Origin of the sequence: Streptomyces sp. NBC_01294 (assembly GCF_035917235.1) — a bacterium.
GTDB classification, from domain to species: domain Bacteria; phylum Actinomycetota; class Actinomycetes; order Streptomycetales; family Streptomycetaceae; genus Streptomyces; species Streptomyces caledonius.
The window spans coordinates 6,916,928-6,937,757 of the sequence record NZ_CP108423.1; the positions used below are offsets into that span (position 1 = coordinate 6,916,928).

20 protein-coding genes are annotated in these 20,830 nt (G+C 72.9%); 7 read left to right on the top strand and 13 right to left on the bottom strand.

Features of this window, described 5'->3' with window-relative positions; genetic code table 11:
* Positions 1 to 25 precede the first annotated feature (25 nt).
* A complete protein-coding gene (locus OG534_RS31315; RefSeq protein ID WP_326592507.1) occupies positions 26 to 556 on the top strand; it encodes a rhodanese-like domain-containing protein in 531 nt (176 codons plus the stop codon).
* Positions 557 to 671: 115 nt separating this feature from the next.
* Here OG534_RS31315 and OG534_RS31320 read toward each other — a convergent pair whose 3' ends face one another.
* The 4 genes from OG534_RS31320 to OG534_RS31335 form a co-directional block, all read right to left on the bottom strand.
* Positions 672 to 2,375, bottom strand: a complete 1,704-nt coding sequence (locus tag OG534_RS31320; RefSeq protein ID WP_326592508.1) for a DUF885 domain-containing protein — start codon at positions 2,373 to 2,375, stop codon at positions 672 to 674.
* Between the two features lie 220 nt (positions 2,376 to 2,595).
* Positions 2,596 to 4,077, bottom strand: coding sequence for a GNAT family N-acetyltransferase (locus OG534_RS31325; RefSeq protein ID WP_326592509.1), 1,482 nt, complete (start codon positions 4,075 to 4,077; stop codon positions 2,596 to 2,598).
* 142 nt (positions 4,078 to 4,219) lie between these two features.
* Positions 4,220 to 5,788, bottom strand: a complete 1,569-nt coding sequence (locus OG534_RS31330) for an alkaline phosphatase D family protein (protein WP_442807172.1) — start codon at positions 5,786 to 5,788, stop codon at positions 4,220 to 4,222.
* Between the two features lie 273 nt (positions 5,789 to 6,061).
* Positions 6,062 to 6,913, bottom strand: coding sequence for an alpha/beta fold hydrolase (locus OG534_RS31335; protein ID WP_326592510.1), 852 nt, complete (start codon positions 6,911 to 6,913; stop codon positions 6,062 to 6,064).
* 288 nt (positions 6,914 to 7,201) lie between these two features.
* Here OG534_RS31335 and OG534_RS31340 point away from each other — a divergent pair, with 288 nt between their 5' ends.
* Positions 7,202 to 7,972 carry a GntR family transcriptional regulator gene (locus OG534_RS31340; protein ID WP_326592511.1) on the top strand — a complete coding sequence of 257 codons (771 nt, stop codon included), beginning with the start codon at positions 7,202 to 7,204 and terminating at the stop codon, positions 7,970 to 7,972.
* Positions 7,973 to 8,128: 156 nt separating this feature from the next.
* Here the strand turns inward: OG534_RS31340 and OG534_RS31345 are convergent, their stop codons facing one another.
* From OG534_RS31345 to OG534_RS31355, 3 genes are all read right to left on the bottom strand, one after another.
* Positions 8,129 to 9,286 (bottom strand): ROK family transcriptional regulator, encoded by a 1,158-nt coding sequence (locus OG534_RS31345; RefSeq protein ID WP_326592512.1) that lies wholly within the window; start codon positions 9,284 to 9,286, stop codon positions 8,129 to 8,131.
* 143 nt (positions 9,287 to 9,429) lie between these two features.
* A complete protein-coding gene (locus OG534_RS31350; RefSeq protein WP_326592513.1) occupies positions 9,430 to 10,080 on the bottom strand; it encodes a response regulator transcription factor in 651 nt (216 codons plus the stop codon).
* Positions 10,081 to 10,084: 4 nt separating this feature from the next.
* Entirely contained in the window at positions 10,085 to 11,260 is a 1,176-nt protein-coding gene (locus tag OG534_RS31355; RefSeq protein WP_326592514.1) for a sensor histidine kinase, read from the bottom strand.
* A gap of 108 nt (positions 11,261 to 11,368) precedes the next feature.
* Between OG534_RS31355 and OG534_RS31360 the strand changes: the two genes are divergently transcribed.
* The 4 genes from OG534_RS31360 to OG534_RS31375 all read left to right on the top strand — a co-directional run bounded on the left by OG534_RS31360 (position 11,369) and on the right by OG534_RS31375 (position 14,049).
* Positions 11,369 to 12,280, top strand: coding sequence for an ABC transporter ATP-binding protein (locus OG534_RS31360; protein WP_326592515.1), 912 nt, complete (start codon positions 11,369 to 11,371; stop codon positions 12,278 to 12,280).
* A gap of 37 nt (positions 12,281 to 12,317) precedes the next feature.
* Positions 12,318 to 13,067, top strand: coding sequence for an ABC transporter permease (locus tag OG534_RS31365; protein ID WP_326592516.1), 750 nt, complete (start codon positions 12,318 to 12,320; stop codon positions 13,065 to 13,067).
* Between the two features lie 40 nt (positions 13,068 to 13,107).
* The gene (locus OG534_RS31370) at positions 13,108 to 13,545 is read left to right on the top strand and encodes a hypothetical protein (RefSeq protein WP_326592517.1); all 438 of its coding nucleotides are present in this window, start codon (positions 13,108 to 13,110) and stop codon (positions 13,543 to 13,545) included.
* A gap of 108 nt (positions 13,546 to 13,653) precedes the next feature.
* Positions 13,654 to 14,049 (top strand): hypothetical protein, encoded by a 396-nt coding sequence (locus OG534_RS31375; RefSeq protein ID WP_326592518.1) that lies wholly within the window; start codon positions 13,654 to 13,656, stop codon positions 14,047 to 14,049.
* On the opposite strand, the gene mug is transcribed toward OG534_RS31375, so the two are convergent.
* From mug to OG534_RS31400, 5 genes are all read right to left on the bottom strand, one after another.
* Positions 14,046 to 14,591, bottom strand: a complete 546-nt coding sequence (mug, locus tag OG534_RS31380) for a G/U mismatch-specific DNA glycosylase (protein ID WP_326593967.1) — start codon at positions 14,589 to 14,591, stop codon at positions 14,046 to 14,048. The genes OG534_RS31375 and mug overlap by 4 nt on opposite strands.
* Entirely contained in the window at positions 14,588 to 16,021 is a 1,434-nt protein-coding gene (gene purB, locus OG534_RS31385) for an adenylosuccinate lyase (protein ID WP_326592519.1), read from the bottom strand. Before purB ends, mug begins: the two co-directional genes overlap by 4 nt.
* A 71-nt stretch (positions 16,022 to 16,092) precedes the next feature.
* On the bottom strand, positions 16,093 to 16,875 hold the full coding sequence (locus tag OG534_RS31390) for an SGNH/GDSL hydrolase family protein (RefSeq protein ID WP_326592520.1): 783 nt from the start codon (positions 16,873 to 16,875) through the stop codon (positions 16,093 to 16,095).
* A 65-nt stretch (positions 16,876 to 16,940) separates the two neighbouring features.
* Positions 16,941 to 17,966, bottom strand: a complete 1,026-nt coding sequence (locus tag OG534_RS31395) for a hemolysin family protein (RefSeq protein WP_326592521.1) — start codon at positions 17,964 to 17,966, stop codon at positions 16,941 to 16,943.
* Positions 17,963 to 19,297 (bottom strand): hemolysin family protein, encoded by a 1,335-nt coding sequence (locus tag OG534_RS31400; RefSeq protein ID WP_326592522.1) that lies wholly within the window; start codon positions 19,295 to 19,297, stop codon positions 17,963 to 17,965. Before OG534_RS31400 ends, OG534_RS31395 begins: the two co-directional genes overlap by 4 nt.
* A gap of 211 nt (positions 19,298 to 19,508) precedes the next feature.
* On the opposite strand from OG534_RS31400, the gene OG534_RS31405 reads away from it, so the two are divergent.
* Entirely contained in the window at positions 19,509 to 19,943 is a 435-nt protein-coding gene (locus tag OG534_RS31405; RefSeq protein WP_326592523.1) for a GNAT family N-acetyltransferase, read from the top strand.
* On the opposite strand, the gene OG534_RS31410 is transcribed toward OG534_RS31405, so the two are convergent.
* Entirely contained in the window at positions 19,915 to 20,598 is a 684-nt protein-coding gene (locus OG534_RS31410) for a class I SAM-dependent methyltransferase (RefSeq protein ID WP_326592524.1), read from the bottom strand. The two genes, OG534_RS31405 and OG534_RS31410, sit on opposite strands and share 29 nt — an antisense overlap.
* Positions 20,599 to 20,830 lie beyond the last annotated feature (232 nt).

The following is a 20,830-nucleotide window of genomic DNA, read 5'->3' on the forward strand; positions in this document are numbered from 1 at the left end:
ATCAACAGATCGTAGATTTTTGGCCATGACGACGACGCAGACGCCCATGAACCAGCCTGGCTCGACCGCTCCCGCCCCCGCCAACCCCGTGCTCCGGGTGCCGCCGGCCTCCCCGGCCGCGGCCGCCGCGTACTTCGCCGCCAGCCTGGCCTTCCACGCCGACGTGTCGGACGTGGCGAGCGCTTTCAAGGCCCACCGCGAGCAGGGTGCCGAGCTGGGCTTCCAGCTCGTCGACTCCCGCTCCACCCCGTCCTGGGACCAGGCCCACGTGCCCGGCGCCGTCCACCTGCCCACCGCCCTCGTCCCCGAGCAGGCCGAGCGGCTCCTGGACAAGAACCTCCCCGTGGTGACGTACTGCTGGGGCCCCGGCTGCAACGGTGGCACCCGCTCCGCCCTCGCCCTGGCCGAACTCGGCTTCCAGGTCAAGGAGATGCTCGGCGGCATCGAGTACTGGATCCGCGAGGGCTTCGAGGTCGAGACCTGGGAGGGCAGCCGTCAGCGCGCCGAGGCCGACCCGCTGACCGCGCCGACCGACTCGGACGACTGCGGCTGCTGACGTGTGCGCCTGACGAGGAGCACCTGACGCGGAACACCGGACCGGCGCGGACGGGCCGCTCATCCCCAGGGGGACGAGCGGCCCGTCCGTCGTTCGTGGTGCGGCGGCCGTGCCGTCAGAGCTTCGACAGCTCGTCCACCAGGTCGTCCAGTCCCAGCGAACCCTGCGACAGCGCCGCCATGTGCCAGGCCTTCAGGTCGAAGGAATCACCGTGCGCGGCGCGCGCGTTGTCGCGGCCCAGCAGCCAGGCGCGCTCGCCCAGCTTGTAGCCGATCGCCTGCCCCGGCATCGACAGGTAGCGGGTCAGCTCGCTCTCGATGAAGTCCGCCGGCCGGCCGCTGTGCAGGCCGAAGAACTCCTGCGCCAGGTCCACCGTCCAGGTCTCGCCCGGGTGGAACGGCGAGTCCGCCGGGATCTCCAGGCCCAGGTGCATGCCGATGTCCACGATGACCCGCGCCGCGCGCATCATCTGGCAGTCCAGGTAACCCAGGCGCTGCTCGGCGTCCTTGAGGTAGCCCAGCTCGTCCATCAGCCGCTCCGCGTACAGGGCCCAGCCCTCGCAGTTGGCGCTGACCCAGCCGACGGTGGCCTGGTAGCGGGAGAGCTGGTCCGCCACGTGCGTCCACTGCGCGAGCTGCAGGTGGTGGCCCGGCACGCCCTCGTGGTACCAGGTGGAGACCAGGTCGTAGACGGGGAAGCGGGTCTGGCCCATGGTGGGCAGCCAGGTGCGGCCCGGGCGGGAGAAGTCCTCCGAGGGGGAGGAGTAGTACGGGGCCGCGGGCCCGCCGGGCGGGGCGATCCGGGACTCCACCTTGCGGACGCGCTCGGCGAGTTCGAAGTGGGTGCCGTCGAGGTTCTCGATGGCCTCGTCCATCAGGCCCTGCAGCCAGGCCTGGACCTCGTCCACGCCCTCGATGTGGGTGCCGTGCTCGTCCAGGTGCGCCAGCGCCTCCCAGGGGCCGGCGCCCGGGAGGATCTTGGCCGCCTCGGTCTTCATCTCGGCGAGCAGCCGGTGGTACTCCGACCAGCCGTAGGCGTACGCCTCGTCCAGGTCCAGGTCCGTGCCGTTGAAGTACCGGGACCAGCGGGCGTACCGCTCGCGGCCCACGGTGTCCGGCCTGCCCTCGACCGCCGGGGCGTACACGGAGCTCATCCAGTCGCGCAGCGCGACGACGGCGGCGGTCGCGCCCGCGGCCGCCGCGTCCAGCTCGGAGCGCAGGGCGTCCGGGCCGGCGGAGGCGAAGTCCTCGAAGAAGGCGGTGCCGGCGTCGTCCTGGCCGGCCCAGGTGGTGAGCTGGCCGATCATGGTGACCGTGGCGCGGGGGCCGCCGTACAGGCCCCGTTCCAGGCCGAGTCGCAGGCTCTCGCGGTAGCCCTCGAAGGCGGCCGGTACGGCGCGCAGCCGCTCGGCGATCGCCGCCCAGTCCTCGTCGGTGTCGGCGGGGGTCAGGCTGAAGACGTCGCGGACGGAGTGCGCGGGGCTGTGGATGTTGCTGACCGCGCACAGGTCCTCGTCGGCCTCCTGGACCGCGAGCTCGGCGGTGAGGCGCTCGCGCAGCAGGCGGGCGCAGCGGCGCTCGGTGTCGCTGTCGGCGCCGGGCAGCGACTCGGCGGCGTCGAGGCGGGCGAGGGTCTCGCGGGAGAGCCGGGCGACGGCCTCCCGGCCCGCCGGGGAGAAGTCCGGAAGCCTGCCGGAGCTCGCGGCGACGCCGAGGTAGGTGCCCGTGATCGGGTCGAGGGCGATGAGGTCGTCGACGTACGCGTCGGCCACCTGGCGGGGCAGCCGGGATGCGCTGCCGTTGTGGAGGATCTCTGACATGCGGCCATCTTCGTCTGTGGGACGGGCTCCCGTCATCACCCCTTGCCGCCGGGCTGCTGACGTGGGCCGGAGGCGGGTCCGCCGCCCTCGACGGAGGGCACCAACCTGCCTTCTGTGCAGGCGAGTTCGCGGTCGGCAGGGGAAGTGTGCGGGGGTGGGCGCCCGGAGTTTGGCCGGAACAGGCCGGGCCGGTTCCGGTGGAGGGAACCGGCCCGGGTGCTCAGTGGCCGAGCCGCGGAGCCTGCCGTTCGTGCGGAAGCTCGTGCGGGCGCTCGCGGGGGAGTTCGCAGGGCAGGCGCGAGGGGACCGGGGTCGCGTCCAGCCGGGCCGTGATCACCAGGGTGCCCTCCTCGATCTGGTAGTCGAGGGGGAGGCCGAGGCCGCGCATCGCGGCGACCATGCCGGTGTTGGCGGCGCGGGTGACGGCGTACACGCTGTCGCACCCGGCCTCGACGGCCATCGCGACGAGCCGGCGCAGCAGCTCGGAGCCGATGCCGCGGCGCTGCCAGTCGTCCTCGATGAGCAGCGCGATCTCGGTCTCGTCGCCGTCCCACAGCAGGTGGCCGAGGGCGACGAGCTTCCCGGAGGCGGTGGTGGCGGCGAGGGTGCGGCCGAAGCGGGGGCTCAGCAGGTGGCCGAGGTAGCGGTCGGCGTCGGAGACGGGCCCGTGGTAGCGCAGCGACAGGGTGCGCTCGGAGCAGCGGTCGTGCATGGCGCGGGCCGCCGCCTGGTCGGAGCCGTCGGCGCGGCGCACGGTGATCTCGTTGCCCTCGGGCAGGGTCAGCACGTCCTGGCTGCGCGGGACGCGCGGGCCGAGCCGGGCGTCGAGCTCGACGAGCGCGCGGGCGCGGGCGAACTCGGTGGGGGTGAAGGGCAGGTAGGGCCGCTCCACGGTGATCGCACCGCCTGAGGGGTCGCGCAGCCGCATGACCGTGGCCTCCAGGACGCCCTCGACCGGGGCGTCCGCGCCGGCGTTGGGGCGGCCGGAGAGGGTGGTCGCCGGGATCGAGTGGATCGTGCAGCGGCCGAGCAGCTGGCGCAGGGCGAGGGGGAGCTCGGCGGCGTCCAGGGCGGTGCGGGTGGCCAGGCCGAGGACCCGGGTCGGGGTGTCGACCAGGTCGTGGGCGTCGGCGCGCTCGATCCAGGTGCTGTGGCCGCCGGACCGGGCGATGGCACGGGTGAGGTCGGCGGAGGGCAGCTGCTGCGGGGCGCGCAGCAGGAACTCGTCGACGGTGCCGCCCTCGGGGAGCGGATGCGTCTGGAGGGTCAGGATGTCGACGCCGTTACGGGCGAGGGCGGTGCAGAGGGCGGCCAGGGAGCCGGGTTCGTCCCGTACGGTCGTGCGCATCCGCCACAGGGCGGTGGTGGTCGTGGTGGTCGTGGTCGTACTCGTGGTGGTGCTCCCGGTGGCTCCGGGGGCGGCGTGCGGGAGCGGCGCCGGCGTCGTATCGCCGGGCGCTGTGCTGCCCGGCGGCGGCGCATGGCTGTGGCGCCGTGCCCACCAGGTGTGGAAGGCCGCGGTGACGAGGAGTGCCACGGCCGAGGCGACCAGCAGGACCGGGCCCCTCGGTCCGTGCACGACGAGATTGGCGATGGCGTCGGCGACCGCGACGGCGCAGAACAGCGCGGCGAGTTCGACGACGTCGCGGCGCCAGTGGTGACGGTGGGAACGCTGGGCGGAGGTGGGGTTACGGTCAGTCATGCACACCACTGTGGCGCAGGGGTGTTGCGTGATCACGAACGATCTGTGACCGACTGGTTAAGTGTCCATCTGGCCGATTTCACCCTGTTTTCCGGAAAGGCGAGCCGATCGGGCCCGACCCGGCGCCCAGGTTCCCGGTGTCCTACTGGCCGACGCGGCCGGGCTGGAGGGTCTTGGTGAACAGTACGCCGCCTCCCTGGTGGCGCAGCCGGACGGTGAGTTCCCCGCTGCCGCCGTCGATGTCGACCTCGCCGTAGTACGGAGGGTTCTCCGACGGCGACATGTTGGCGAAGGGAGCCGACTGGACGTACGCCGTCCGCGGGCCGAAAGTGGCGTCGAGCCGCCCGGCCGGGAAGCCGCCGGCGCCGATGGGGCCGGAAACGAACTCCCAGAACGGCGCGAAGTCGGTGAAGGCGGCCCGCTCGGGCGCGTAGTGGTTCGCGGCGGTGTAGTGCACGTCGGCGGTGAGCCAGACCGTGCCGGTGATGCGCCGGTGCTTGACGTGCCGCAGGAGCTCGGCGATCTGGAGTTCGCGGCCCAGCGGGGCGCCGGGGTCGCCCTGCGCGACGGCCTCGAAGTTCACGGCCCCGTCGGGGACGACGATGCCCAGCGGCATGTCCGCGGCGATGACCTTCCAGGTGGCGCGGGAGCGGGAGAGCTCGCGCTTGACCCAGGCCAGCTGCTCGGGGCCGAGGATGCCGATGGGGTCCTCGGTCTGGGTACCGGGGGAGTTGGCGCCCCGGTAGGTGCGCATGTCGAGCACGAAGACGTCGAGCAGCGGGCCGTACCGCATCACCCGGTACATCCGGCCCTCGGCGCGGCCGCCGCGCAGGTCGGTGACGGGGAAGTACTCGCCGAAGGCCTGGCGGGCGCGGGCGGCGAGGGTGTCGGCCTCCTTGACGGTGTAGCGGGGGTCGTCGATCAGCTGGCCCGGGTACCAGTTGTTGCGCACCTCGTGGTCGTCCCACTGGGCGAGGACCGGGACCTGGGCGTTGAAGCCGAGCAGGTTGCGATCGAGCAGGTTGTAGCGGAAGTTCCCGCGGAACTCGGCGAGGGTCTCGGCGACCTTGGCCTTCTCCTCGGTGGTGACGTTGCGCCAGAGGCTGCCGTCGCGCAGGGGCACGGAGGAGGCGATCGGTCCGTCGGCGTAGATCGTGTCGCCGCTGAAGAGGAAGAAGTCGGGGTTGCGCAGCCGCATCTCCTCGAAGACGCGGTAGCCGCCGAGGTCGGGGTTGATGCCCCAGCCCTGGCCCGCCAGGTCCCCGGACCACACGAAGCGCACGTCGTGGCGGCGGGAGACGGGGGCGGTGCGGAAGGTGCCGTGGACCGGCGCGCCGGTGCGGCGGGGGTCGTCGGGGTCGGCTAGGACGACCCGGTAGTGGATCTGCTGTCCGGGCGGGAGGTCGCGCAGGACGGTGGTCCCGGTGAAATCGCTCGACGGGCCGAGGAGCGGCCCGCGGTGGCGGCGCACGGCGTAGCGGAACCCCTCGCTCGGGGAGGTCTCCACGTACATGCGCGCCACGCGGTCGGAACGGGTCCAGATGGTGGCCGCGTGCGCGGTGATCTCGCCGGACTGGACGCCCCAGGTCGCGTTCGGCCGGCCGGAGCGGGCGAACGCGGGGGCGGCGAGGGCCGGGGAGGCGAGCAGCGCGGAGGACAGGGCGAGGGAACCGCCGATGAGGGACCGTCGGGTGTGCGGCATCGATGCCATCGGTGCGTCTCCAGGGGCCGGCGAGGACGGGTCGGACCAGCGTGCCGCCGCACACCGGCCCGGCCGCGTCGCCCACGCGAACCGCGGATGAACAGCCGTCAGCGGCTCATCCGGTCGGACGCCCGTCCGGTCAGGCGCTCATTGGGTCAGCCGCACATCCGGGCGGGCACTCGTCTGGGCGAGCGCTCGTCCGGGCGGGCGCTCGTCCGGGCGAGCGCTCATCGGGTCGGCGCCCGTCCCTCTCCGTGCTCGTCCGTTGCGGCGCCCGCCCGTTCAGGCGGTCACCGGGCTCGCGCTGCGGGCCGTGTCGAGCACCACCCGGGAGACGAGGGCGGGGTCGTCGCTCATCGGGACGTGGCCGCAGCCCGGCAGCCGGACCAGCCGGGCGCCGGGGACGGTGTGCTTGGCGCGGACGCCCTGGCGGCGCAGCAGCAGCCGGTCGCGGGTCCCCCAGGCGATGGTGACCGGCAGGCCGGGCACGTCGTCGGTGAAGCGTACGGAACCACCCGCGGCCAGGGTGTTCTCGAAGCCGGTGGCGTGGCGCAGGGCGAGGGTCTCGGCGACCACGGCCTCGGGCGAACGGCGGGACGGGCGGGCGTAGATGGTGCCCGTGAGCGCGGCGCGGCCGGCGGCGTTGCGCGAGAGCCGCTGCACCGCGGGGACCGGCAGCGCCCTGGCGCCGGCGCGCATCGTGAGGAGCGCGGCGAAGGCGTAGCGGCGCTCGGCCTCCGTCCAGAACCCGGCGGGGGAGAGGGCGGTGACGGAGCGGACGAGGTTGGTCCGGCCCATTTCGAGGGCGAGCAGCCCGCCGAGGGAGTTGCCCGCGACGTGCGGGCGTTCGACGCCGAGGGCCGTGCAGAGCGCTCCGAGCGCCGGGGCGACGGTGGCCAGGTCGTACGGGACCCCTTCGGGCAGCGGCGCCGAGGTGCCGAAGCCGGGCAGGTCGATGGCGATCACGTCGTGCTCGGCGGCCAGGATGTCGATCACCGGGTGCCAGGCCTGGAGGTGGTGGCCTATGCCGTGCAGCAGGAGGAGCGGTTCGCCCGCGCCCTTGCGCTCGTAGGCGACGGTGGCGGTGCGGGGGCCGAGCGGCGAATCGATCGTGAAGGAGACCGTGGCGGTCATGCTGCTCCTCGTCGGTTGGACGCGTGCGAGACAGGTTGTCAGTAGTGCCTACCGCCATGATTACCGTCCGGTAGCCCTTGACTACAAGCCTTCGGGGCCCGCGAGAACATCCCGTGAACGGCTTGATACGTATGCCCGATCTGCCCGGCAAAGGTACGAGCATTGGTCTTGACCAAGGGGGTGCGCCGTCCTATCGTCGCAGGGATAGTGCAGGAACCTTTAATAAACAAAGGCGCGGAACTGCCGCTGGAACACACGGCGAGTGCAGCGATGGCAGGAGGAGTCAGGGTGGGGACCACGCAGCTCGAAACGGCGCCGGAGCCGAAGTACTGGCACCTGAAGACCGTCCTCAGCGAGGCGCTCGACCAGGACTTCGCCGTCGGCGAGGTGCTGCCCAACGAGCGTGAGCTCGCCGCCCGTTTCGGAGTCGCCCGCGCGACCCTGCGCCAGGCGCTGGAGCAGCTGGAGCTCGAAGGCCGGCTGCAGCGTCGCCGCGGCGTCGGCACCACCGTCGCCCCGCCGCGCGTCGGCGTCGCCGTCGGCACCGCGCAGCACAGCTGGCCCGGCGAGAGCGCCGACGGCTGGGAGCCGCTGGACGCGGCCGAGAGCCTGCCGCCCGTCGCGGTCCTGAAGCTCCTCGGTACCGGCGGGGCCTTCGCCGCCGACCAGCCGGTCCACACGGTGCGCCGCACCCGGGTCACGCACGGCCAGGCCGTCGCCGCCGAACTGCTCTACGTCCCGGCCGCCTCGGTGCCCGGACTCCCCGCCATCGAGGCCCCGGCCGGCCCCGCCCGCGCCCGCGCCGTCCTGCGCGAACTGCAGCGGCTGGTCCTCGACGGGCAGGACCGCTCGGTGGAGCTCGGATCCGCCCGCGCCGACGACGCCAAGGAACTGGACCGGCTGCCCGGTGCCCCGGTACTCCTGGTCACCACGCGCTACTTCACCGCCGCCGGCACCGCCGCCGTCTCGGTGGCCACCTACCGCGCCGACACCTGCCGCCTCACCTTCGGCGACTCCGGCAACGTCGAGATCACCCACGAACCCCGCGTCGCCTCCTGACACTGCCAGGGTGGGCTTGTCGCTTCTGAGCGCTCGGGTACGGCCCGGGTCCGGCAACTGCCGGACCCGGGCCGTCTCGCGTCCGGGGCGTGCCCTTCGGGTTGTGCCGGGCCCGCGCGGCCGGCCCCGCCACGACCGCGCGCGGTCGTGGCGGGGTCAGCGGGGGCGGGCCGTGACCGTCTTCTCCACGGCGAACAGTTCCTCTTCCACGTGGTCCAGCGCGAGCCGCAGGGCCCCGGTCGCCACCGCGGCCTCGCCGAGCATCGACAGGGCCACCCGCGGCGGGCGAAGGCAGTAGCGTTCCAGCTCGTGGCGCAGGGGCTCCAGGACCCCGTCCAGGCCGGCCGCCCAGCCGCCGACGATCACGAGCTCCGGATCCATCGCCAGGACCAGCGCGGCCACGTCGTGCACCAGCCGCTGCAGGAACCGCTCCACGGCGGCTACCGCCCGCTCGTCGCCGCGCTTGGCCATCGCGAAGACCTCGGCGACGGCAGGCTCGTCCAGCGGATGCAGCGGTTCACCGGTGGTCGACAGCAGCCGCTCGGGCGTGACCTCGCGGCCCAGCAGGTGCAGGGCGCCGATCTCGCCGGCCGCCCCGCCGAAGCCCCGGTGCAGCCGGCCGCCGATCAGCGAACCGGCGCCGGGACTGAGCCCCGCCATCACGAACACCATGTCGCCGGTGTCCCGCGCGGCACCCTTCCAGTGCTCGGCGACCGCCGCCGCATTGGCGTCGTTCTCCACCTGAACCGGGCAGCGGAACGAGCGCTGCAGCCGTTCCCCGAGCGGCAGCCCGGTCCAGCCGGGCAGCGCGGTGCCCAGGTGGACCGTGCCGTCCGCCTCCACGATCCCGGGGCTGGCGACCCCGACCGCCCGCAGGGAGTCCCGCGGCACCCCGGCGCGGCGCAGCAGATCGGCGACGGCCGCCCGCACCCGCTCCAGCCGCTCGTCGGCGGACGCCGCCTCCGCGACGTCCTTGGTGCCGGCGCCGATGACGCGTCCGTCCAGTCCGGACAGCAGCACCGCGATCCGGTGCGAGCCGATCTCGATGCCGAGCAGATGTCCCGCTTCGGCCCGGAAACGGAACCGCCTGGCCGGACGGCCCTGCCGCCGCGCGCCCTCCTCGGCATCGGCCTCGACGACGAGCCCGGTCGCCATCAGCCCCTCCACGACCCCCTCGACGGTCGGCCGGGAGAGCCCGGTCAGCCGCGTGAGGTCGGTGAGGGTCGGCGATCCGGCCGAGCGCAGGGCCCGGAGCACCACGGCGGAGTTGATCCGCCGGAGCAGGGAGGGGTCCCCGCCGGTCAGCTGCCCCAACGTGTGTCCTCCCAGCTAGCGAGCCTGTCAGCCGGATCGTACTGCCCGCCCGGTGCCGCGGCGAGAAGCAGCCCCCCAACGTCCGGAATCAGCCCCTCCCTGAGGAGTGTCCGGCCGAGGGGGCCGGACCGGCCGGACACTCCTCAGGCCGGGGAGACGAAGCCCGACTCGTACGCCGTGATCACCGCCTGGGTGCGGTCCCGCGCCCCCAGCTTCGCGAGGATCGCGCTGACGTGGGACTTGACCGTCTCGGTGCCGATGATCAGCTCGGCCGCGATCTCCACGTTGGTGAGCCCTCGCGCCATGAGCCGCAGGACCGCCTCCTCCCGCTCGGTCAGGGCGGCCCGTTCCAGCACCGTCCGGGCCTGCCGGTTCCCGTACTCCGCGGCCAGGGCCCGTACGGCCGCGGGGAAGAGCAGCGTCTCGCCCTCCGCCACGAGCCGTACCGCGTGCACGATCTCCGACGGCCGGGCCCGCTTCAGCAGGAACCCGTCCGCCCCGGCCCGCAGCGCCTGGTAGACGTACTCGTCGTTCTCGAAGGTGGTCACCACGAGGATCTTCGGCGGGGAGTCCACCGTCCGCAGGACCGCACGGGTCGCCTCGATCCCGTCGAGGAGCGGCATCCGCACGTCCATCGCCACGACGTCCGGCCGCAACTGCCGTACGAGCGGAATCACGGAGGCGCCATCGGCTGCCTCACCCACCACTTCGATGTCGGGCTGGGCATCCAGGACGGCGCGCAGACCCGCGCGCACCAGGGGTTCGTCGTCGACGAGCAGTACGGTAACCGGCATCCGGTCAGCGTATTCGCTCCAACGGAAGCCGTGCGTGCACTCTCCAGCCCCCCTCGTGCGGTCCGGTCTCCGTCTCGCCGCCGAGCAGCGCGGCCCGCTCCCGCATCCCGCGCAGCCCGCTGCCGCCGCCGAGCGTGACGCCGGAACGCTCCGGCAGCGGATTCGTCACCTCCAGGTCCAGCCGGCCCGCGGTCATCTCCACCCGCACCCTGACCGGTACGGGGCCGCAGTGGCGCAGCACGTTGGTCAGCGCCTCCTGCAGGATCCGGTACCCCTCCCGGGTGACCGGTCCGGGCAACTTCTCCAGTGGTCCGGTCAGTTGTGCGTCGACGGCGGCACCGGAGGCGCGGGCCGACTCCAGCAGCCGGTCCGCCTCCGCCAGTGTCGGCCCCTGGGACGGTGGCCGTTTGGACTCCCGCAGTACGCCCAGCACCCGCTCCAGATCCTCCAGCGCGGCCCGGCCCGTCTCCTCGATCGCGCACAGCGCCCGGTCGGTGAACTCCGGATCGCCGGCGGCCCGGGCGGCCCCGGCCTGCACCACCGCCACCGTCAGCGCGTGCCCGATGGAGTCGTGCAGCTCCCGCGCGATCCGGGTGCGCTCCAGCAGCTGTTCGGTCCGGGCCTCCAGCGCGGTGAGCCGCTCGGCCGCCGAAGGCCCCAGCAACCGCTGGGCGACCGCGGTGATCAGCTGCCCGAGCACGATCACCATGGCGAAGAGCAGGATGAGCGGCACCGGCACGAGCAGTGCGGCGGCCCACCGCGGGGGCACGAAGGGCAGCATGGGATCGCTTTCCAGCGGGTGCCCGAGCGCGAGCGTGACCAGTTCGACCGTCATCATCGGGAGCCACACGGTCGGGGCCCAGGCGGCCCCCGTGAAGACGAGCCGCACCTCGAGCCACAGCAGGGTCCGCCACCGGTCGCTCCACCCTGCGGAGGGGACCGCGCTGATGGTGCTCTCCTCGCGGTCCCAGTCGTGCGGGGTGAGCAGGAACCGCGCCTGCAGCCCCTCCGCCAGCCGCACCCAGGGCACCAGACCCAGCGGGATGACGATGAGCAGCGGAGCCCACGGCGCCGCGGGCTCTATGAACATCCAGAGCGCCAGCAGCAGGGCGGGCACGCAGAGGTGCAACCAGCGTGAATAGGTCACTGGTTGGAGCGGGGCCCTGAGCAGTCGGTACATGACTCCATGGTGGCAGCACCCTGTCCGCGGCCGTCTCCCCCACGTGGGGGAGACGGCACCCTCGCATGGGGGAGGGAGAGGGGTGGGGCCGGCGGCGAGTCTTGAGCCATGAACAGCATCGAGATCCGAGAACTCACCAAGCAGTACGGCACCCACCGTGCGGTGGACGGCCTCACCTTCGATGTCCTGCCCGGCAGGGTCACCGGATTCCTCGGCCCCAACGGCGCCGGGAAGTCCACCACCATGCGTCTGCTGCTGGGCCTGGACCGGCCCACCTCCGGAGCGGCCACCCTGGGCGGCCTGCGCTACCTGGACCTGCCGGACCCGCTGCACCGGGTCGGCGCCCTGCTGGACGCCCAGTCGGCCCACGGCGGTCGCACCGCCCGGGACCACCTCTGCTTCCTCGCCGCCGCCGGCCGCATTCCGGTGCGCCGGGTGGACGAGGTCCTGGAGCAGGCCGGCATAGCCTCCGTGGCCAGGCGGCGGATCAAGTCCTTCTCGCTCGGCATGCGCCAGCGCCTCGGCATAGCCGCCGCACTGCTGGGCGACCCCGGGGTGCTCCTGCTGGACGAGCCGACCAACGGCCTCGACCCCGAGGGCATCATCTGGATCCGCGAGCTGATGCGTGCACTGGCCGCCGAGGGGCGGACCGTCCTGGTCTCCAGCCACCTCATGGCCGAGACCGCCGCGCTGGCCGACCACTTGGTCGTGCTGGGTCAGGGCAGGCTGCTGGCCGACACCTCGACGGAGGAGTTCATCGACGCGCGCAGCACCCCCCGCGTGCGGTTGCGGACCTCGGATCCGATACGCCTGCGGGCCGCCCTGGCACGGGACGGCTTCGAGATGGTCGGCGCCGACGGCGGGCGCTGGACCGTCGACGGCATACAGGCGGAACAGCTCGGCGGCATGGCCGCCCGTGAGGGCATCCCCATGCTGGAGCTCTCCGACGAGCGCGCCTCGCTGGAGCAGGCCTACCTGGATCTCACCGCCGACCACGCCCAGTTCACCGCAACCCACTGACCGTCCACCGGTTCCGGTTCTTTCAGGAGGCTTCGCCATGAGCGCCGCTCTGCCCACAACCCCCGTACTGCACTCGGAATGGATCAAGATCCGGTCTCTCCGGGGCACCTTGTGGTCCCTGATATCCATCCTCGTCGCCACCGTGGGAATCCAGGCGCTGACGGCCGCGGCGATAGGCCAGGCCGAGGAGGGCAGCATGGGAGACGACCCGCTCCTCGCCGCCTTCTACGGACTCAACTTCGGCCAGGTGGCCGCCATAGCCTTCGGCGCGACCGCCTTCTCCGCCGAGTTCCACAACGGAGGCCTGCGCACCAGCCTCACCGCCGTGCCCGACCGCACCCGGTTCTACCTGTCGAAGATCTCGACGCTGGGCGCACTTGCCCTCGTCGTCGGCCAGCTCACCGGCTTCCTGACCTTCCTGGCCGGCCAGGCGTTCATGGGCCCGTACGCCCTTGAACCGGGCGCCCCCGGCACCGTGCGGGCCATGGTCGGCTGCGGTCTCTACCTGACCCTCATGACCCTGTTCGCGGCCGGGCTCACGGCGGTGCTGCGCAGCGGAGTGGCCGTCCTGAGCATCCTCATACCCTTCGTCCTCATGGTGTCCTTCGTCGTTGGTGCGGCGGCGACCGGAGTGGGGCAGTTCATGCCGGACCGGGCCGGGCAGATGATGATGCGCAGCGAGCAGTACGGCGACCTCGGCCCGTGGACCGGGCTGGGCGTGCTGGCGCTGTGGGCGGCGGCGGCGCTCGTCTGCGGCTGGATCGCAGTGCGGCGACGCGACACGTGACGGCAGGCCAGTTGTCAGTGCCCCTCGGGATACTGACGGTATGACCACGGCAGAGCACCTCGACACGATCGACCGGCTCCGGGCGAAGGAATTCCCGTCCGAGCCGGTCCGGACCGTCGGCAGCAGCAGCGGTCCGGGATTTCATCTGGTCCGGCTGGCCCGGACGCGGGACTTCTGGGAAGACGACGGATCGGGCCGCATCGAGGCGGTCGACCAGATCGGCGCCGAGTACGGGGCGCTCGCCCAGGCCGTGACCGACCGGTGGGGGGACCCGCAGATCTTCAGCCTGGGGACGCTGCGGGACCGCGGATTCGCCGGGGAGGACATACCGGCGCCGTGGGACGAGCTGAGCGACAGCACCGACCACGTGCACCTGTGGCGGGCCGGGGCCCACTGGCTGGTGGCCTATGTGACGCAGTGGAACGAGGAGGACCCCTACCTGCTGATGGCAGGGGTCACGGTCGTCGACCCGCCCTGACGCGCCGCTTAGGGGTGGTCAGGAGAGAGTGGGGGCTGTCACGCCTTGAGGGGGGAAGTGCCGATGCCGATCCGAGTCCCAGAGTGGCCTTCGCCGCAGCGGCGTTCCGTGACCCGCTTGCGACTGACCTGCCTCTACGGTGCGGTGTTCATGATGGCCGGGACGGTGCTGCTCGCAGTCGTCTCCCTGCTTGCGGTGCACGCCGTGAACAAGGGCAACGAGCCGGTCCTCCAACTGGGTTCGGAATCCTCGGGTGTGCTGCTGTCCGCGGTGTGTCCGGAGCCGGGGTCCGGCGTCGGGCCGGCGCCGGCCGGCAGCGGGATGAGCCCCTGCGTGACGCAGCAGCAGCAGACCCGGGACGCGCTGGTGTCGTCCACACCGCTCGCCCTGGTGGCGCTCGGCCTCCTGTCGATCGCCGCGGGGTACGTGACGGCCGGGTACGCGCTGTCGCCGCTCCGACGCATCACCCGCGGCGCACGACGGGCATGCCCACAGGACGCCTAACGGTCGGGGGACTCGGCGGCTGCGCGGAGGCGGGCGTACTCCAGGGCCATGGACTCGGCGGTCCAGTGGGCGTTGAGCCCGCTGGGGTTGGGCAGCGCCCAGATGCGGGTGGAGCCGATGGTGCGCTCCTGCGGGCCGATCTGGGCCTTGCGTTCGCCGAACGCGGTGCGGTACGCCGTGACTCCGACCACGGCCAGCCACTGGGGGCGCAGCAGTTCCACCTTGGCCGACAGGAGACGGCCGCCCTCGCGGAACTCCTCGGCGCTCAGCTCGTCGGCCCGGGCCGTGGCGCGGGCCACGACGTTGGTGATGCCGAGACGGTAGGTCAGCAGCTCCTCCTGCTCCGCGGGATCCAGCCGCCGCGGGGTGAAGCCCGAAAGGTGCAGGACGGGCCAGAACCGGTTGCCGGGGCGGGCGAAATGGTGGCCCGTCGCGGCGGAGAGGAGTCCTGGGTTGATACCGCAGAACAGCACACGCAGACCGCCCGCGACCACGTCCGGGAGGACGCGGTCGCGGGCGGCGTTCAGCTCGTCGGGGGTCAGAGGATCGACCCCGGCGCGTACCCGGCGGCCTCCGGGTGCTGCTTGGCGATCGCCTCGATGCGCGAGACCACCGCCGCGACCTGGTCGCCCGCGGCGCCCGTGAAGGACAGCTTGTCGGCCATCAGGGCATCGAGCTGGGCCCGGTCCAGCGGCATCCGCTCGTCGGCGGCCAGCTTGTCCAGCAGCTCGTTGCGCTCGGCGCCCTGCTCGCGCATGGCGAGGGCCGAGGCCACCGCGTGCTCCTTGATGACCTCGTGGGCGGCCTCGCGGCCGACCCCGGCCCGCACCGCGCCCATCAGGACCTTGGTGGTCGCGAGGAAGGGCAGGTAACGGTCCAGCTCGCGGGCGACGACGGCCGGGAAGGCGCCGAACTCGTCGAGGACCGTCAGGAAGGTCTCCAGCAGACCGTCGAAGGCGAAGAAGGCGTCCGGCAGGGCCACGCGGCGGACCACGGAGCAGGAGACGTCGCCCTCGTTCCACTGGTCGCCGGCCAGCTCACCGGTCATCGACGCGTAGCCGCGCAGGATGACCATCAGGCCGTTCACGCGCTCGCAGGAGCGGGTGTTCATCTTGTGCGGCATCGCGGAGGAGCCGACCTGGCCGGGCTTGAAGCCCTCGGTGACCAGCTCGTGGCCGGCCATCAGGCGGATCGTCTTGGCGATCGACGAGGGAGCGGCGGCCAGCTGCACCAGCGCGGTGACCACGTCGTAGTCGAGCGAGCGCGGGTAGACCTGGCCGACCGAGGTGAAGGCCTGGGCGAAGCCGAGGTGGGCGGCGATCCGCTGCTCCAGGTCGGCGAGCTTGGCGGCGTCGCCGCCGAGCAGGTCGAGCATGTCCTGGGCGGTGCCGACGGGGCCCTTGATGCCGCGCAGCGGGTAACGGCCGAGGAGGTCCTCCAGGCGGTCGTAGGCCACGAGCAGCTCGTCGGCCGCCGTCGCGAAGCGCTTGCCCAGCGTGGTCGCCTGCGCGGCCACGTTGTGGGAGCGGCCGGCCATGACCAGCTCGGCGTGCTCGCCGGCCAGCTTGCCGAGGCGGGTCAGGACGGCGACCGTGCGGTCCCGGGCCAGCTCCAGCGAGAGCCGGATCTGCAGCTGCTCGACGTTCTCGGTCAGGTCGCGGGAGGTCATGCCCTTGTGGACGTGCTCGTGACCGGCGAGGGCGTTGAACTCCTCGATGCGGGCCTTCACGTCGTGCCGGGTGACCTTCTCGCGCTCGGCGATGGAGGCGAGGTCGACGGTCTCCAGGACGCGCTCGTAGTCGGCGAGGGCCGCGTCCGGGACCTCGATACCGAGGTCCTTCTGGGCACGCAGCACGGCGAGCCACAGCCGCCGCTCCAGCGTCACCTTGTACTCGGGGGACCACAGGACGGCGAGCTCCGCGGAGGCGTAGCGGCCGGCCAGGACATTGGGGATGCGGGGCTTGGCAGTCACGTGGAGGGATTCTACTTGGGCCGCCGCTGTGTGTTTACGCAGGTAGGGCCACCGCTCGTGATTGTGGCTTGCTACGAGAGCGGCGCGTCCCCGTACGGCAGCAGCTCCGGGCGCTTGGCCGGGCGGCCGTCCCCGGACGAGCGCCCCGTCAGGCGGCGGCCGATCCAGGGGATCAGGTGCTGCCGGGCGAAGCCCAGGTCCTGGGCCCGGCGCACCGTCCAGCCGAGGGGTGCGGTGTCGGGCAGCGCGGTGCGCCAGTCCTGCTCGGCGGGCAGCCCCAGCGCCTGCCAGACGGCCTCCGCCACCCGGTGGTGGCCCTCGGCCGTCAGGTGCAGCCGGTCGACGTCCCACATCCGGGGGTCGGCGAGGGCGGGGGCCCCGTACAGGTCCACCACCAGTGCGCCGTGCCGGTCGGCGAGCTCCCCGATGGTGACGAAGAGCTCCTCCATGCGGGGCCGGAAGCGTTCCATCACCGGCCCGTTGCGCCCGGGCGAGCGCATCAGCACGAGGCGCTTGCAGGAGGGTGCGAGGAGTTCCACCGCCGACTCCAGGTGGTCCCGGACCCGGCCCATGTCCACATTGGGGCGCAGCGTGTCGTTCAGCCCGCCCACCAGGGTCACCACGTCGGCGCACATCGCCGCCGCCACCGGGGCCTGGTCCTCGGCGATCTGCGCGATCAGCTTCCCGCGGACCGCGAGGTTCGCGTAGCGGAAGCCCGGCTCGCGCGCCGCGAGGCGGGCGGCGAGCAGATCGGCCCAGCCCCGGTAGGAGCCGTCGGGGAGCAGGTCGGACATGCCCTCGGTGAAGGAGTCGCCGACCGCGACGAAACTGGTGTAAGAGGCATTCATTTCCATGGCGGAGCGATGTTACCGCGCGGTACCCCGGCTCCGCAGGGCCGGGGACCACACGTCCCGACGGATCACGCGGAGGTCGGCCTGCCGAACAGCTCCCGCAGCACGTCCTCCATCGTCACCAGGCCCGTCATGGCGCCGTCCGTCCCGAGGACCGCCGCCAGGTGCGTACGGCTGCGCCGCATGGCGGTCAGCACGTCGTCCAGCGGGGTCTCCGCCCGCACCTGCGCGATCGGCCGCAGCGACGCCAGGGGGAACGGCTCGTCGCGCGCCTCCCCGTCCGCGTCCAGGGCGTCCTTCACGTGCAGGTAGCCCAGGATCCTGTGCTCGGCGTCGATCATCGGGAACCGGGAGTACCCGGACTCGGCCGACAAGCGCTCCAGTCCGGCCGGCGTGATGCCCTCGCGGGCCGGAACCACCTGGTCCGCCGGCAGCACCACATCGGTCACGGGCCGTCGGCCCAGCTCCAGGGCGTCGTGCAGGCGCTCGCTCGCCCGGTCGTCGAGGAGCCCCGCGTCACTGGAGTCCTTGACCATGCGGGCCAGCTCGTCGTCCGAGAAGGTCGCCCCCACCTCGTCCTTCACCTCCACCCGCAGCAGGCGCAGCAGGGCGTTGGCGAAGGCGTTGATCGCGAAGATCACCGGCCGCAGCGCCCGCGTGAGGGTCACCAGCGGCGGCCCCAGCAGCAGCGCGGTGCGCACCGGCTCGGACAGTGCCACGTTCTTCGGCAGCATCTCGCCGAAGAGCATGTGCAGGTACGTCGCCAGCGCCAGCGCCACCACGAAGGAGATCGCGTGCGTCACTCCGTGCGGTACGCCGACCAGGTCGAGCAGCGGGGTCAGCAGATGGGCGATGGCCGGCTCGGCCACCACACCCAGCACAAGGGTGCACAGGGTGATGCCCAGCTGGGCCGCCGCCATCAGCGCCGACAGGTGCTCCAGCCCCCACAGGACGGAGCGGGCCCGCCGATCGCCCTGTTCGGCGTACGGCTCGATCTGGCTGCGCCGGACCGAGATCAGCGCGAACTCCGCGCCGACGAAGAAGGCGTTGACGACCAGGGTCAACAGGCCGATCAGCAGCTGGACCGCGGTCATCGGGCCTTCTCCGTTCCGTCGGCGGGCTCGGTCGGGGCGTGCAGCAGCACCCGCGAGGCCCGTCGCCCGACCGCGTCCACCACGTCCAGCCGCCAGCCGTCCAGCTCCATGCTGTCGCCGACGGCCGGGATGCGGCCCAGCTCGGTCGCTATCAGGCCGGCCAGGGTCTCGTACGGGCCGTCCGGCACCCGCAGCCCGATCCGCCGGAGCTGGTCGGTGCGGGCCGCGCCGTCGGCCGAGTAGAGCACCCGCCCGGAGGCGTCCGTACCGGCCGGGGCCAGGTCCGGGGTCTCGTGCGGGTCGTGCTCGTCGCGGACCTCGCCGACGACCTCCTCGACGATGTCCTCCAGCGTGGCCACACCGGCCGTGCCGCCGTACTCGTCGATGACCACGGCCATCGTCTGCTTCCCGGACAGCCGGTCCAGCAGCCGGTCCACGGTCAGCGACTCCGGTACGAGGAGCGGCTCGCGCAGCAGCTGCGACACCGGCCGGCGGCGGCGCTCCTCGGCGGGCAGCGCCAGCACGTCCTTGATGTGGACGGTGCCGACGACGGTGTCGAGGCTTCCCCGGTAGACCGGGAAGCGGGACAGACCGGTGGCCAGCGTCGCGTTCGCCACGTCCTCGGCGGTGGTCTGCACGTCGAGTGCCGTGACCTGCACGCGCGGGGTCATCACGTTCTCCGCGGTCAGGTCGGCCAGGTTCAGGGTCCGCACGAACAGCTCGGCGGTGTCCTTCTCCAGGGCGCCCGCCTTCGCGGAGTGCCGCGCCAGGGCGACCAGCTCCTGCGGGGTGCGCGCCGAGGCCAGCTCCTCGGTCGGCTCCATGCCGAAGCGGCGCACCATGTGGTTCGCGGTGGTGTTGAGGTGGCTGATCAGGGGCCTGAAGGCCCGGCTGAAGACCCGCTGCATCGTCGCCACCCGCTTGGCGATCGCCAGCGGGGAGGAGATGGCCCAGTTCTTGGGCACCAGCTCGCCGACGACCATCAGGACGACGGTCGAGACCGCCGTGCCGAGGATCAGGGCGGCGGAGGAGGCCGTCTCGGCGGACAGGCCCATGGCCTCGAACGGGCCCTGGAGCAGGGCGGAGATCGACGGCTTGGAGATCATGCCGATGACCAGGCCGGTCACCGTGATGCCGAGCTGGGCGCCGGAGAGCTGGAACGTCAGGGTGCGGACGGCGGCCAGGGCGCTCTCGGCGCCGCGCTCGCCGCGCTCGACGGCCCGCTCGAGTTCGCTGCGCTCGACGGTCGTCAGCGAGAACTCGGCCGCGACGAAGACCCCGCAGGTGATGCAGAGCAGCAGTGCCACGACGAGGAGGAGCACTTCGGTCATCGGTCGATCACCTCCGTCCCATGATCGGCCAGGAGGAGGGGGACCGCGCGATGTCGCGAACGGGTATGCCGTGGACTGGGAGGCTCGCCCATGGGCGGACGCTCACACCTTTCACTTGAGAGGGGCTTTCGCTTTGCACACATGGTAAAGGACGGGCAAAGGGAACGGGTCATTCTTTTGGCGGAGCGCGGCCGGATGATGGGATCCGGACATGACTGATCTTCACATCGGCCCCGCGGCGGCCGCCGACCTCGGCGCCGTGCTGGACTTCTGGAAGAGCGCCGCAGAGGGAACGAGTATCAGCGACGACCTGGCCGGGGTCGAGCGGCTCCACGCCCGCGATCCGGAGGCGCTGCTGCTCGCGCGGCGCGACGGCGAGCTCGTCGGGACCGTGATCGCCGGGTTCGACGGCTGGCGCTGTCACCTGTACCGGCTCGCCGTGCACCCCGGACACCGCAGGCGGGGGATAGGCGCCGCGCTGCTGGCCGCCGCCGAGGACCGCTTCGTGGCGCTCGGCGGGCGGCGCGGGGACGCGATGGTGCTCGACCGCAACGAGCGGGCGCACCGGGTGTGGGACGCGGTGGGCTACCGGCCCCAGGAGCAGTGGACGCGCTGGGTCAAGCCACTCGACGGGCCGACCCGATGACGCAGTAGGAGGTGGGGAGGGCCGGGCCGCGCTCCGGCAGCCGGAGGCTGCGCTGCGAGACGATCCGGAAGCCGGCGGCCTCGATGGCGGCGAGCGGGTCGCGGGCGGTGTGGCAGCCGCCGAAGAGGTGGGGCCAGACGGTGCGGTCCAGGGTGCGCTGGAGGGCGGCCATGCCAGGGCCGGGGGCGCGGGCGTGCTCGAAGAAGCGCAGCTCGGCGTCGGGGCGGAGCACGCGGTGCAGTTCGGCGAGGGAGCGGTGCAGGTCCCGTACGGTGCACAGCACCAGCGAGGCGACGGCGGCGTCGAAGGCCTCGCTCTTGACGGGGAGGGCCTCGGCGGCGCCGGGTACGACGTCCACGGGGACCTCGCAGCGCAGGGCGGCGGAGGCCGCGAGGCGGCGGAGGGTGCGCTCCGGTTCGACGGCGACCACTTCGGAGACGGCGCGGGGGTAGTGCGGGAAGTTCAGGCCGTTGCCTGCGCCGATTTCGATGACGCGGCCGGAGATGCCGTGCAGCAGCTCGCGGCGGAGGGGGGCGATGCCGGCGCGGGTCTCGGCGGCGGTGCTGGCGCGGGCGTAGAAGCGGGCGAAGAGGGGGTGGTGGACGGGGTCGTGGGGTGTGGTGGTGCTGGTGGTGCGGCGGCGGGGCAGTGGCATGACGGACCTCCCGGGGGCGGACGTTCCCGTACCTGAGGGTGCCCGGTGGGTGGCGGGTCATCCCTGGGCCGGTGGCTCCGCCTGTGGCTCCGCCGGTGGGGGCGGGGGGCGGGGCGCGCGCCGTGAGGGTCGGTGGGGCCGGTGGGTGGCGGACGTCAAGGATCGGGGCTCCGCCCCGGACCCCGCGCCTCAAACGCCGGCGGGGCTGGAGTTGCGCGGCGGGGCTGGATGG